The organism is Prevotella lacticifex (genome assembly GCF_019973375.1).
GTDB classification, from domain to species: domain Bacteria; phylum Bacteroidota; class Bacteroidia; order Bacteroidales; family Bacteroidaceae; genus Prevotella; species Prevotella lacticifex.
This window is the reverse complement of sequence record NZ_BPTV01000001.1, coordinates 2240037-2253456: the sequence shown is the minus strand read 5'-3', so window position 1 is coordinate 2253456 and position 13420 is coordinate 2240037. Positions and strand designations below refer to the sequence as shown.

Genomic DNA, 13420 nt, shown 5'->3' with positions numbered 1-13420 from the left:
TTTATTGCTATGGATACAAACAATAACGAATATCAGCAAGCCTTAATGGAATTGTATGCAGCAGTCTTAAAAGTACTGCGCTTGTCAGGGGCAAGTGTTTTCACTGAGAAAGAAAAGCACGACGAGATGCTTGCCAATGTGTTGGCTCTTATAAATTCATGTGGCTATAGTAGCTCGACAAATAGTTCATTCTCGGCATCAGACTATCTGCAAAAGGAAACAAAACCTGAGCCTTATAAACAACAGCCGAGCCCTGCTGGCACACCAGCAAACCAACCCGTATTATTAGTGAAAAATATGATAGGAAAGCGCTATGCAACCATGGCAGAGGACGATGGGGACGGTTATCGTTTTTGTAGGACTAAAGATCGTGTGGAAGAAGGCGACAACAATAGATTTTTCGTATTGACTATTTATGACGATGGGACAGGTACTTTTGAAATGACAGACGATATAGTCGGCGAGAAGCGTCAAATGCTTCTTGACAGCCAAAGCACATTATTAGCCTCAGGAGTCGTAAAATCGACAGGAACTATCAGTGGAACATGTTCCATTGTCACAAGAACTGTTGGCGAAGTCGTCAAAAACGGAAAATCTTGGCATATTGTTAAACCATTGGAAATAGAATTCAAATGAAAAAATTCTTAATCTTTGCCGCAATCGTCGGAATTATATTATATATACTGATAAGCCCTAGTGGTGGCAGTACTTCTATTAAAGACTATCAGAGTAGTATCAAGAGCGCATCTGGTAATGTGGTAGAACTCGTATCTGGACTGCATGTCAAGCTTATCGGCGTAGAGCCCAACCGCACAGATGTGGAAATGTTCATCAAAAATGGATTTCTTGGTAAAAGTGTAACCTTAATACCAGATTCAAAAGGTGACCAAGAGATAACCGATCCTAATGGCACTATTGGTGCATATGTTATTTTGAATGACACACATGAATGTCTTAACCATCTTGTTGTCATACAATACCCTCAAACATACCGTGCCATGGATTTGTCAGACAGCACAGGATGGGTAAAAGGGAAAATTCCACCAACCCCCAAACCAGACCTTGCCTTGTATATGAAACAACGTACTTTCCTTATAGAAGTAAATACAGAAGAAGGTTCGAGTATCGGGACAGGTTTCTTCATCAACGACCAAGGTCTTGCCATTACCAATTGGCACGTATTGCCTGCAGGAGCCGAAAAGTTCTCTACCGCTTATCTCTATAAGGAGAATCCTGATGATAGTAAGATTTATACAGACAAAAAGCGACGGATAAAAAATATACTTTGGACAGAAGATACTAATGGTATGGATATATCCATATTCTCAGTTGAACTTGAACAAGGTGAATCTGTTCCCTATTTTGAACTTGCATCGCAACGTGCCGCTGTTGGCATTGACTGTGCGACATTTGGCAACCCATTAGGCTTTACTGCCTCTTACTCTGCAGGACATATCAGTGCTTTTCGTGAAGAGGAACGTTCCAACCGTAAAGTGATGATGATGCAGTACGAGATGTCTACGAACGGAGGCAACAGTGGCGGTCCTGTCTGTGATAAAAACGGGCAAATTATTGCCGTACACGAACAAGGGGTAAAAGATGCCCAAGGCTTAAATTTCGGTATCGATATTCTACAGATTCGTAGTATTCTTGACGGACTGGAATTCAATTATGGTGGTAGATAAGACCCTTGACAAATACCTTGCCGACATCATACTCACAATGACATGCAATGGATTTGAGTATAACTCGGAAATTAAAAGATATCAACTAAGAATCAGCCATATTACAGAATCTATATTCAATAATATGGCTGACCGAGCTTCCGCTATTGGGAAAAAACTTACTGTAGAGATGGTCAATACCCTTTTAGAATGGACTCAAAAAGATGTTTTTTATTGTGAAGAGCTACTTTATACCTTACCTGTCAAGCTACTTGGCTATGGTGAAGCTATTCGAATAAAATTCCAATATGATGGTAGAACAATTTTTGCAGACCTAATGAAAATGACGGAATCTGAATTTCTTGTTCTACGAACAGACCTAAGGATTTTAAAAGAACAACAAGTTATGCAGATATACGCCAACGACAATATCGGAAAAGGTGAGTCTATCTACATTTCCTCGTATGGAAATGTAAAAGTCTTGCAATCGTGGATATTAATGCCTCTAGAATATCACTATTATGCAGATTGGCATTTTATGCGTGATTTATGGCGGTACAATGTCGTTGACAATCTTTGGTTTACATACAATGCGTTGACTGAATTCATCAATATGCATATTACTTGGGAAAAGTTCATTAACATCATGGATTTGTTCAAAAAGAATGGTCTTTCAACATTTGTTTTTAGAATGATGTTGAACTCTATGAAAAGATAAAAGTCTATGCGGTGTATCGAAGAACGTAAAAAATGGCTTGACTCACATTTCTTTATTAAATCTGAAGTTGTACAATGTCTGAAAAATTTAAAAATTGAAAGAAGAAAAGACTTTGTCGGATTGAGTTCTATAAATGACAAGGTTATTCTTCCTACAATTTTTGATGACATTACACTTGTTGACTCCACCTTGGTATGTGTATGTGTAGATGGAAAATTCGGTTTCTATGACATTCTTTTAGACAAATGGATTGTAGAACCACTCTGTGACTCATATTCGATTAATGATTTCTATGGGTCTATTGATATCATACAAAATGGTAAACATGGTCTTATAGATATAGAAGATCATCGGATATTAATCAGTGCATGCTACGACAAAATTTCTACAAATTCTAAATGCCGCTATATCTGGGTCAAGAAAGATGGATTTTATCATTATATCAAACGCTCTACAGCAGAGAAACTTATCATGCCTGGAGCTATGGAGGCTTATGATTCGAATATGGATGAAAATGTTATGTTTATCAGAAAAAATGGCATTGTTGAATGTGTTGATGAAAAAGGCTACTTGGCAACAAATACATTTAGAAGAATTATGAAAAGAAATCATGGCAGACTAAAGCTATTCAACTCCCAAGAGCATCGCTTTGTTGTTATTGACATTTATGGTCGAATTTTAAATTAAAAATATGATTGACGCTTTAATTCACACCGCCGTCCGCATTCTCATCGGATGGTTGCTAATAGACCGTGTCCCTGCATGGCTGAACATTCGTGGCATAGTTGCCACAATATTAAAAGTTATTGGAGTGCTGATTATTATCAGTGCCTTACTATACTGGATTTAAAAATACGCACAACTGGCTTTTTAACAATAAAAGACAGTTGCGTTTGTTTTATAGACAGCAAATCTATATGGCAACATATCCAATAATCCAAAAAACAAAAGGCTATGATATATTGTAATTATTGTGAACATCAAAACCAAGAGGGTGCTGCATTCTGTGGTAATTGCGGAAAGCCTCTTAACACAAATAAAAACCAACGAGCCACAAGTGAATCTTGTCAACAAAGTAGAAGCAAGGCTTCCGCAAATGGAAAGTCTTGGGTTGATTCTCTAAATGATTACGTAGGAAACGATCGCCCAGCCGATCTAAATTGGAAGGTGCTTTTTACAGATGTTTTCAAGAAACATTCTGTAGAAGAAGCTGAAGACATCTTTATCTGCGGTACACATAGTACCACCCCATCAGCATACGAAGTTTCCAAGGAATGGCCGCATCCATGGTTATATAGTCGAGTCTTTCTGATGTTTGGCATCGCCTTTGCCTTGTTGTGGGTTTGCTGTGATATGTTTGGCAATCCAAATGCTCTACCAGGAATGATTGTTGTCGGTGCCTTTACAGTTCCGCTTTCTACAATGATACTATTCTTAGAGGTGAATGCTTGGAAGAATGTGAGTTTGTATAAAGTTATTCAGACGTTTCTTGTTGGTGGGTGTGCGTCATTGGTAATTACTTTGTTCCTATTCTCTATTGTCGGTTCACACGAACTTGACTTCTTCGGAGCTTTCTTGACAGGAGTTGTTGAGGAAATAGGAAAAGTAGTTATTGTATATTGGTTTCTCAGAAGGCTTGGAAAATTGAGTATATTGAGTGGTTTGCTTATTGGCGCAAGTGTCGGGGCTGGTTTTGCTGCATTTGAATCAGCTGGCTATGCTTTGCAACCAGTTATCTCGTTCTTTCAAAACTCTGGATACTATGCTGCATATGGGCAACAACTTGATGCTTCTGCAATGATGGAGGCCATTAATCAGAGTATATTTTTAAGGGGTTTTCTTGCTCCTGGTGGTCATGTTACATGGGCGGCAATCTCAGGAACAGCTCTAGTAATAGCTGCTAAGGCAAAAGGAAAGATAGATACATCTTTGTTTACTGATAGTAAGTTTTTAAGATTGTTCCTTATTCCTGTTGTCTTGCATGGAATATGGGACTCACCTCTATCATCAATAGGTGCTGATATCTACATGGTGCCTGTTGCCTTGACCGTTGTTGTATGGGTAGTCGTGCTGATTCTGATAAATATGGGATTGACAGAAGTAAGTAGAATAACGAACAGATAAAATAAAAATACAAACGATGAAAGAATGTCCAAAATGTCATAAGCATTATGATGACTCCATGAATTTCTGTACGGATTGTGGAGTTGCTTTGAATAAAGTCAGCAATCAAGTTGCTGTATCACAGAGTTGCACTTCATCCAATAGAACTACAGAAACATCGACCGTAAGGCCAAGAAAAGGTGGTTGTCTGAAAAAGGTAATCATATGTATTGTCGTGTTAGCTGTTGCATTTGTAGGATTTATACATTATGTCAACAACGCTGCTACTTATCTACGTGTGGAACCTAATCAATTGGTTGCTTCAAAAGGTGGAGGTAAAATTAAAGTGGATGTTGATTATGACGGATATGTATGGACAATCAACCATGCTCCTGATTGGATTGATATAGATGAAAACGAGAATAGTTTTGAAGTATCTGTTGGAAAAAACCTAACAGGCAGTAGACGTGAAGGAACGATTACTGTGCAGAGCGGAAAATTATTGGCACAAGTAGCTATAGTTCAATCTGGTGTTGCAACTGTTGTTCGTGGTTCAAAAAGCAATTTGAAATTTGGAAAATCAGGTGGAAGCCAAACCGTAAGTGTTGAGACTGATGGATGCGAACTCAGTGCAGAAAGTTCTGATTTTATTCAAACTTCTTTTTCTGATGGCGGTGACTTAATTGTTCGTGTTAGCAGTAATTCTGACGAATATCGAGCAGGTCAAGTAAGGGTATATGAAGACAATCAATCTTGGACTATTAACGTAGAGCAAGGGGGAAAATGTAGCTCTTGTCATGGTACAGGTAAGATTTCTTGCACTTGGTGTTCAGGCATGGGAACTGTAGGATATGGAATGTTTACATCAACTTGTATGTCATGTGGTGGAAATGGTAGCTATCGGTGTGGGATGTGCCAAGGTACTGGAGTGAGAGAATAATTTTTTAATAGCTATAATTAGAACAGGGAAACAAGAAAAAGTTTGTTTTCTGTTCAAAGTTTTGCTATGGAGTGACATATGACACTTATAACACAGGCTTTCATAAAGTGCGTGGGTAAGAAACGTTATATAGATATCATATATCACAGGTGCGGAAGGATATGTATTCCACAATGGGCATTGCGTAATACATAACAACAAACGTGACAAATTTGGTTTGATAGACAAAAAAGGAAATTGGATGTTGAAAGCGGAATATGATGCTATTTCGCCCAAAGATTCTTTCTTTGTAGTAAGTAAAGGAGGTATGCAGAGTGTTCTTACAGAAAATCTGAAACCAATATTGCCTTTCATGGAAGCAGACCTCTGGATCTCTGGTAATAGCATTACAGCAACAATGAAAGACCATACTCTTCGCAAATACAATTTGCAAGGTGAGTTGATTGACGATTTCTTGATTAGTAATGTTGACAGATTATTGTATGATACCGATGAAATACGATATACTACTGCAAAGAACTATGATGATGAGGGTAATTTAACAGGTAGGCTGTCAAAAATTTAAGCCGTTTTTCGTTTCTTACTTTTGAGGTCCAACATTCTCCTTACTTGCCAATTGTCAAGCAGAGTCATTTCTTTCCAATCCTTTATATCAGCCATTCTCACGCATTCCATTTTCTCCTTGAAGTCAATCTTTCTTCTCTTTTTGCTGTCCGTAACTTTTCCGTACAGAGGCAAGGCCAGAACTATGGGCGTTATCCCACAGTGTTTGTTTTTCGGCTGTATGCTTTTATAAACGCCGAAAGTTGATTCTATGATATCCGACGTGATGTTGTGGCATTCGTCCTTTGATTTAAGAAGGGCGCACTCTTCATTTATGTAACGCCTTATGGCACGACCGACTCTTTTGCATCCTTCTGCTATTTCGTCCTTCCGCAACAGATTGATCCAGATGTAATCCTTGCAGTACTTTGCAGAGGTATGCGAAAGACCTTCTTTCTTTACTTTCGTGAATACAACGTCAACTGTTTCCATTACATGGTAGAGCTCTGTAACTAGCTCCTTATAGTCAAGCACAAACGTATAGGCAGCCTTCTGGCTTTCGCCAAGATCGTCATAGACTTGGAGTATGGCCCAAGCCCATTCCACCCACTTTGACATATTCATGAACCTCGATATGGTCCGTAACTTTGGCGGGAGCAGATATGCGTTAGCGGTAAGCTGATATGACAATCTCTTCTTGTTCATTATATCCATAAATTCCTTGAAATCAGTTCTTTCCTTGTATTCGTCCTCAAGAATAAGACCAATCGTGTGACTGATGTCTCGATGGCGCGGGACATCAGCTAACTCTGCTCCCTTCCTGAGATTATGCCCGTTGTCGCTGACAATATATTTTGGAGTCTTTCCGATTTTGTCCTTCAGTTTTATTATCTCCCTTTCTACGTCTCCGGCTTTCCATGATGACGATACAGCCATTGCCAGCACCTCGACATCCCCATGCTTCAATGTCTTGCCCTCGTGCTGTGCTGGAGCTGCGAGAATAACCAGCAACTTCTGACTTCCGACGGTGATACTCTCGTCTATAATGATAGAGTATTCCTTCCCTCTGAACTTATTACATGAGTCAAGATACTCTACGATACCAGCCTTGAGCAGCCAATTCTCAATTGTCTGGTGTGATGGTATTACACCGAGGGCACCGCCGAGAAAGTCATTGAATAACTCCAATCCGTTGACGATTGAACGAAATCCGCATCCCATGCGGATGTACATGCACACGGCCAAAGCTATCACTTCCGCCCAGAATGAGTGTCCTTTAACTGGCGTGAAAGCAAGTCGAACAATTCCTCCGTCGTGTTCAGACTCAAACGACGTTTTTTTTTGAGCTCTGTATCCTTGGCCTTGCTCTCCTTCTTCAACTCCTTGTACTTGTCTTTCCATTTTTTACTACTCTTGTCTTTAGCCATAATTGAAGCTTCTAATTTTTTAATCTTAGCCGATGCTGCCTTTTCCTTCTCGTTCTTCTTAGCGAGTAATGCTTCCAGTCTCTTTATTTTTGCACTTTCTTTTGTCATAATATTTTACTTTACATTGTTATATTTTCTATGTAAAGGTACTAATATTCAATGACTTATGCAAATTATTAAAGTTAATATATACTATGGAATATGTTTATATAAGTTAAGAATAAATCCTTGTAAATCAAAAGCAATTATGAGTATAAAAACTGACTAAATTTTTGACAGCCTATTTAACAGGTGAAACGGCAGAAGCAGAACCAACACCTTATCAAAAGACTGCAAATTGCAAAAAATATGAAGCAGAACTTGGTTGGTATGGATTGATGTCACCAAGTGGAAAAGTCATTACTCCTCCAAGATATTGCGATATTACAGCCATTGGCTACGACTTGTATTTATGTAAAACTGATGATATTAGAGGTGAAGTACTAAATGGAAAAGGTGTAAGAATTAGATAAGCCTTTTCTTTGGTTCATGGAGAACAACTGGTTGCCATAAGACTTCTCCATGAATTGTAAAAGGATGGTAGGATTAAAACTCTTGCCATCCTTTTTTATGTTCATACCAAAATGGAACAAGCGGTGCATATAGCTATGATGGAACCATACAACATATCGGCAGATTGGAACATGGGGAGCCCGACTTCGGAGAGGCTACCAACCTGGCAGGGCAAGGTCGGGAGGGAGTAACCCGAACGGTTTTGAGTAACTCAAAACATACCTTGCTATGTCTTTGAGGACATAAAAATCCGCTTAGGGTGGATTGAAGTTAGCCTTCGTAAGAAGCTATCCCATCCCGAATGGAAGCTGTTCGGGAAATCCTGTCCTTTGCGGAGCATCAAGCCTTGTTTTTGTCGGAACGATATGGATGCGCTATCCATTGCTTTGCCTTTCGGATGTAAAATTACGGCTAAAAATGCGCCCTTGTAACAATGCTACCCCAGACAACCACTGCAACTATCGGCAACATGCTGCCACAGGATTTGAAAACCATTGTTTTTCGGAAATTTCGTTGTTATTTTGCAGCCGAAACATTGAACCAATGATTTGAAAATATGATGAAACAAGCATTTGCAGCAACGAATAAGTCTGTCACTATTGCAGCGTCTCTTTGCATCCATGATGCTCCACTGACGTACAGACTTACTGATTCACTGTCGTTGTCGTATGGAAATGATGAAGCATTGCAACAGTTCAAGGTCTCCATAATGGAGCAATGACCGATAGACATGGACATCAAAGTGTTCATATCTTTGAATTGGCAGGAAATCATAGAAACGAGTAATCAACAATTTAAAAAGTTAACGATATGAGTAAGACAAGATTTGTTGCGTTCGCAACACAGAAAGGCGGAATAGGAAAGTCCACCATCACGGCTCTTGTAGCCAACTACTTTCACAATGTCAAGGGTTACAATGTGGCGGTCATAGACTGTGACGAGCCACAATACAACCTTGCAGACCTGCGAGACGAGGAACTGGAACTCATCAAAAGCAGCGACTATTTCAAGGCGCAAGCCTGTGAGCATTTCAAAAAGCTGGGCAAGAAGTCCTTCAGCGTAACGAGAAGCAATGCTGTCAATGCGCTTGACGACGCAGAGACAGTGTTGAATGAAACAGAGGTTAAGCTTGACTTCATCTTCTTTGACATGCCTGGGACTATCAAAAGTGAGGGCGTCATGAAGACCTTGTCTCAGATGGATTACATCTTTGTACCCGTCAGCGCAGACCGCTTTGTTGTAGAAAGCGCAATGAGCTTCATGCAGTTGTTCCACGATAACTTTTTGACACAGGGTTGGTCGGTCACCAAGAAACTTGCTTTCTTTTGGACAATGGTTGACAAACGAGAACGCACGAGTTTGTATGATGTATATGAAGGTATGTTCAAGTCTCTCGACTATTCGGTTCTCAACACACGACTGCCAGACAGCAAACGTTTCAGAAGAGAGCTGTCGGAGAACAGAAAGGCAGTGTTCCGTTCCACCATCTTTCCATCAGACCCAAACCTGTTGCGAGGGAGTGGCATCAAGGAGTTGTCCGACGAGATTTGTGAAATCATAAAGACATGAGCCTATGGTAAGCAGAAAAATCAACACTGACGCAATAGATGAAAATCTGCTCATTGCCTCTATTGGCAAGAGCAAGATTGGCACGACAACGGCATCCATTCTTGACGGAGCTTCCCAATCCCAAGTGAAAGATACCGAAGAGAAAGAAGAGGTTGGCTGGAAGTCCCATTGCTCGCAGACCGATAAGTCGCCAATTTCACGCAAGCCTCCCAAGGCTTCTTCGGAAAGTTACGATTCGGCATTCTTCAAGCGAAACGAGATAAAGACTCGTCAATGCGTTTATATCAGCCGTGAGATACACAGGAGAATTTCAAGAATAGTCAGTGTGCTCGCAAAGCATGAGTTGACAGTCGGTGGTTACATCGACCTTATTCTTGAGAGACATCTTGAAGAGAACCAAGAAGAAATCAACGGCTTGCTGAGAAAAGAGATTGACGATTGGAATGTGTAACAAAAAGGAACAAGCATGACAATGGAAACTATATTCTTGATAGTCTTGGCTGCATTCAATGTTTGGACTATCTATTTTTACAACAAGTTGCTTCTTGAAGTTGCGAACGACAAGGAAAAGGAGAAAAAACCGCCTATCGACCCGATGGCACTTGTAGGCAAAAGTCTTTTCAAAGTGTCCCAACTGCGGAAGAAAGAAGAAACGGAACAAAAACAAACAGAATCCATGTCCGTATCGGATAATGACGTGACATTTGACGATTCTCCAAAGAGTACGGCACGGATTTCTGACGAACAGCTTGATGACGTGTTTACGAATGTTCGCATAGAAGATATTGGTGTGAAATATTCTGACAATAAGAAAGATTCCGATGTACCACAAGCCAAAGGGTCAAGTTTTGAGGACATTGACGCAGCTGTGAATACCGTCAAGGCACCGAAAGCAACGGACAAGGAGAAAAGACATGCAGGCAAGGTTTTCCATGAGATGGATGGCAACCAATTCTATGAGAAATTCATGGAGAACAGCGAGGAGTGCAAGAAGAACATCCATGATTACGTCACCTTCTACTTGCAAACTCACAAGATTGTAGAGATTTCCAAGCCAAAGAAAGAGTTTAAGGTGCCAGACAGTATAGAGGACTTCAATATCCTCGACTTTGTATAACAATTTAATAAGGAGAATTATGGAAAGAACAGAAGAGAACAATGCAACAAAGGATAGATTTGCACATGTGGGCAAAATATTCTCGGAAATGGACAACGAAAAGCTACAAGCTGAAATCGCAGAACGCTCAAAGATTATTAAACGCAAAATAGATGCGTTGATGGAATTGCATATGTCAGGTATCTGACAAAAACTGTTGAGGTTGGATTTTCAATAGTCAACAAGTATTTCAATAGCAGAGAATTTGTATAACAATTAAAAAAATGATTATGGCAGACAAAACAAAAAACTGTGGTAAAGGACAACTCACTTCGACAGATGCCAAGGAGTTGTATGAGGCTTTCATGAGAAATTATGAAGAGACAATGGAGGAAGTTGGTAAACAGATTGACGCTTGTCTTGAAGAGACATTTCTAGACCGTACATCGTCAACTATTTCCGACAAGGAGGAGTGTTTTGATGAAGATGCAGCATATGAGAATTATGATGTGGGTGAATTTGAGCCAATCGACAGAATGGAGAAAGAGCGTGCTGAGCAGTATGTCGGTAAGTTCATGGCAAATGCAGGTTTTACCGCAATATATGGCAGACATGTTGGCATCAGCGAGGACATTCATGAGCGTGTGACTAAATTTGTCAGTGTCGTAGGCAAGGGAAAGATTTCCATTGCAAGTTATGTGGATAACATCATCAACGAACACTTCAATGCCTATGCAGCCGAAATCAAGGCTGCATTCGATGAAGGTCTCAAGTCGTATCGCCTCTGACAATAAATTAAGAGTACGCCAATGAAAAAGAAAGACTACGGCTAAAATCTCAGCTTGCCACTGAATCCATAGGACGGCATCATGCCGCATTAGTAAGCAAAAGTGTCAATCGCCAGATGGGACTATCTCCCAAGGAACAGAAAAAAACAATTTATGAATAAAGGACAGTCCTTTTGATTTGGGCTGTCCTTTGTTATTCTGCAAGCATCGCAGATAAGGAAAAAACGGTTCTTTGCCACTTTCTTTCCGCTCCTCGGCTCATGAAGAAAGTGGCGGAACGAATTTTCATCGCTCCGCCGATATGGATTTTATGTTGTTGCAACCATTCGTTGCTCTATAAGTCTTGCATTGCTGTTCACCAAGTTGATGATGTCGGCATGGTGCTCGGTGTCCTTGTTCTGTAGTCCGTGGCATTGTACGACTTTCATCTGTTCGAGTGAAAACTCCACGGTCTCAACCCTTTGTTCGGCTATTCTTGCAGAGAAGATGATGCAGTCGGGATTGAGCGAGTAGCTTGTACCGCTGCCTACGCAATGGTGCATCGCCTTACCCTCAAGAACGTGCTCCCTGACGCTTTCAAGCATTCTCACCACGATATTGCCGTCCGTGAACATCAAACCGAAGAAACGGCTCTTCATTTCCTTGAACTTGTCCTCGTTCTTCAATGCCTTGCGTATCTCCTCCTCGGTGCGCTCCTTTTCTTTCTTGGCTCTGATTTTCTCGGATATTCTGTCGTGCTCGGCTTCAAGGTTGTCGGGGCAAATGTAATGTGGACTTCTGATGTCCTTGCCCATTTCTACCAACATACAGATGTAGTCCGCCCATTTGCCGATGTCTGTAATAAGGTAATGGTTGCGGTTGGCTATCTTGTAGGCATTCCAACAAGTCTCCAAGTGCCGTGGGTGGTCTATGAAGTGGCGGACGTGTCCGTAACGACATTGCTTCATCATTGTTTCGATGCGGTGGTCTGTCAACATTGCCTTGAACAATGTAAGCGGTTCGATGCCGTGAAACGCTCCGTCAAAGCCGTTGCGCCATATCTGAGGAATGACTTTCATATCGGGGCAGACCGGAAATGAAGCAATATGCTGATAGGTGGTGTTGTCCTTGCGCAGTTCAATGTCGGAGTCGTAGCAGAACGTGTCCATATAGATACCCATTGTGCGCTTGCGTGCCATAACCTCCACCTTGCCTTTCTCGTTCATCCAATAGCGTGCCACCTCCCAACAATAGATGTCTGCCTTTTGTCCCTTGTGGTAATAGGCTTTCATCTGAAATGCTCGCATAAGTTGCAGTCCCTTGCGCTCGGTGAGTACACTGAAATAGGTAGAAGACATTGCCTTCTGTCGCTTGGTGCGCTGCACTTCCAACTTTGCCTTACACTTCGGGCAGACACATTTGTCCGCATCCTCGTCCGTAGTCCAAGTGTGTCCGCAGTCCATGCAGGTGGTCTGTCCGTGCTTCAACTGAAAGGCATAGTGGTCAAGACATTCACGGAATGCCCATTGCATTTGCGCTCCCTTGATAGGTCGTAACCCCTTGTTTGAGGTTACGACTTGCTTCTGATATTTCGTTCTTGGTTTCATAACGTGTCGAATAATGATGGTTGGTGTACTTCTGTTTCCGTTCTCTGTGAGGTGCGCTTGGCGGTATCTCTGTTACGCATCTTGTTCATCTGCTCTTGCTGATATTGGCGGATGGCTTCCTGTCTTGCCTGTGCCTTCTCCTCCTCTGTGAGTTCGATGTGGTGGTTAACAGACACTTGGCAGTTCAATGGTTTTCCTACCTCGATGTCATTCTCCTCGTAGTAGTGGATGGCTTGCCCATATATCTCGTCATCGCAAAAGCCGTTGCAACCGCTCTTCTGCACCCAATTAAGTATGTAGGTGACGCAATCGTCTATGTTCTTGTCGGGGTTGTCATACTTGGCTGCAAAGAGTTCGTCCTCCATAGCACGCTCCTCCAAATAGGCTTGTATGGTTCTCTTGAAATATTCTGTAGTGTTCATGTCTGATGTTGT

Annotated in this window: 18 protein-coding genes; 14 read left to right on the top strand and 4 right to left on the bottom strand. The window is 41.1% G+C overall.

What is annotated here, in order from left to right; genetic code table 11:
- The first annotated feature begins 9 nt into the window (after positions 1–9).
- The 8 genes from LDN30_RS08925 to LDN30_RS08890 all read left to right on the top strand — a co-directional run bounded on the left by LDN30_RS08925 (position 10) and on the right by LDN30_RS08890 (position 5990).
- Positions 10–636, top strand: a complete 627-nt coding sequence (locus LDN30_RS08925) for a hypothetical protein (RefSeq protein ID WP_223929294.1) — start codon at positions 10–12, stop codon at positions 634–636.
- A complete protein-coding gene (locus LDN30_RS08920; RefSeq protein ID WP_223929293.1) occupies positions 633–1685 on the top strand; it encodes a S1 family peptidase in 1053 nt (350 codons plus the stop codon). Before LDN30_RS08925 ends, LDN30_RS08920 begins: the two co-directional genes overlap by 4 nt.
- Complete coding sequence (locus LDN30_RS08915) at positions 1672–2382, top strand: hypothetical protein (RefSeq protein ID WP_223929292.1); 711 nt, start codon at positions 1672–1674, stop codon at positions 2380–2382. Before LDN30_RS08920 ends, LDN30_RS08915 begins: the two co-directional genes overlap by 14 nt.
- Before the next feature lie 6 nt (positions 2383–2388).
- Positions 2389–3069 carry a hypothetical protein gene (locus LDN30_RS08910; protein WP_223929291.1) on the top strand — a complete coding sequence of 227 codons (681 nt, stop codon included), beginning with the start codon at positions 2389–2391 and terminating at the stop codon, positions 3067–3069.
- A gap of 4 nt (positions 3070–3073) precedes the next feature.
- Positions 3074–3232 (top strand): hypothetical protein, encoded by a 159-nt coding sequence (locus LDN30_RS08905; RefSeq protein WP_223929290.1) that lies wholly within the window; start codon positions 3074–3076, stop codon positions 3230–3232.
- 104 nt (positions 3233–3336) lie between these two features.
- Entirely contained in the window at positions 3337–4506 is a 1170-nt protein-coding gene (locus LDN30_RS08900; RefSeq protein ID WP_223929289.1) for a PrsW family intramembrane metalloprotease, read from the top strand.
- Between the two features lie 16 nt (positions 4507–4522).
- Positions 4523–5425, top strand: coding sequence for a BACON domain-containing protein (locus tag LDN30_RS08895; RefSeq protein ID WP_223929288.1), 903 nt, complete (start codon positions 4523–4525; stop codon positions 5423–5425).
- Positions 5426–5642: 217 nt separating this feature from the next.
- Complete coding sequence (locus LDN30_RS08890) at positions 5643–5990, top strand: WG repeat-containing protein (protein ID WP_223952279.1); 348 nt, start codon at positions 5643–5645, stop codon at positions 5988–5990.
- On the opposite strand, the gene LDN30_RS08885 is transcribed toward LDN30_RS08890, so the two are convergent.
- Together LDN30_RS08885 and LDN30_RS08880 are read right to left on the bottom strand one after the other, a co-directional pair.
- Positions 5987–7189, bottom strand: coding sequence for a hypothetical protein (locus LDN30_RS08885; RefSeq protein WP_223927116.1), 1203 nt, complete (start codon positions 7187–7189; stop codon positions 5987–5989). The genes LDN30_RS08890 and LDN30_RS08885 overlap by 4 nt on opposite strands.
- Before the next feature lie 29 nt (positions 7190–7218).
- Positions 7219–7503 (bottom strand): hypothetical protein, encoded by a 285-nt coding sequence (locus LDN30_RS08880; protein WP_223925384.1) that lies wholly within the window; start codon positions 7501–7503, stop codon positions 7219–7221.
- 164 nt (positions 7504–7667) lie between these two features.
- Between LDN30_RS08880 and LDN30_RS08875 the strand changes: the two genes are divergently transcribed.
- The 6 genes from LDN30_RS08875 to LDN30_RS08850 all read left to right on the top strand — a co-directional run bounded on the left by LDN30_RS08875 (position 7668) and on the right by LDN30_RS08850 (position 11400).
- Positions 7668–7907 (top strand): hypothetical protein, encoded by a 240-nt coding sequence (locus LDN30_RS08875; protein WP_223929286.1) that lies wholly within the window; start codon positions 7668–7670, stop codon positions 7905–7907.
- Positions 7908–8757: 850 nt separating this feature from the next.
- A complete protein-coding gene (locus tag LDN30_RS08870) occupies positions 8758–9516 on the top strand; it encodes a ParA family protein (RefSeq protein WP_032856280.1) in 759 nt (252 codons plus the stop codon).
- 4 nt (positions 9517–9520) lie between these two features.
- Positions 9521–9967 (top strand): DUF3408 domain-containing protein, encoded by a 447-nt coding sequence (locus LDN30_RS08865; protein ID WP_119238661.1) that lies wholly within the window; start codon positions 9521–9523, stop codon positions 9965–9967.
- Positions 9968–9988: 21 nt separating this feature from the next.
- Positions 9989–10633: a hypothetical protein gene (locus LDN30_RS08860; protein ID WP_223929285.1), complete on the top strand. Its 645-nt coding sequence runs from the start codon at positions 9989–9991 to the stop codon at positions 10631–10633.
- A 19-nt stretch (positions 10634–10652) separates the two neighbouring features.
- Positions 10653–10820, top strand: a complete 168-nt coding sequence (locus LDN30_RS08855; protein ID WP_217762185.1) for a hypothetical protein — start codon at positions 10653–10655, stop codon at positions 10818–10820.
- An 82-nt stretch (positions 10821–10902) separates the two neighbouring features.
- Positions 10903–11400 (top strand): DUF3408 domain-containing protein, encoded by a 498-nt coding sequence (locus LDN30_RS08850; RefSeq protein WP_223929284.1) that lies wholly within the window; start codon positions 10903–10905, stop codon positions 11398–11400.
- 308 nt (positions 11401–11708) lie between these two features.
- Here LDN30_RS08850 and LDN30_RS08845 read toward each other — a convergent pair whose 3' ends face one another.
- On the bottom strand, positions 11709–12986 hold the full coding sequence (locus tag LDN30_RS08845) for a PcfJ domain-containing protein (protein WP_223929283.1): 1278 nt from the start codon (positions 12984–12986) through the stop codon (positions 11709–11711).
- On the bottom strand, positions 12983–13408 hold the full coding sequence (locus tag LDN30_RS08840) for a PcfK-like family protein (protein WP_217744872.1): 426 nt from the start codon (positions 13406–13408) through the stop codon (positions 12983–12985). The genes LDN30_RS08845 and LDN30_RS08840 overlap by 4 nt, the downstream gene beginning before the upstream one ends.
- Between the last annotated feature and the right edge of the window lie 12 nt (positions 13409–13420).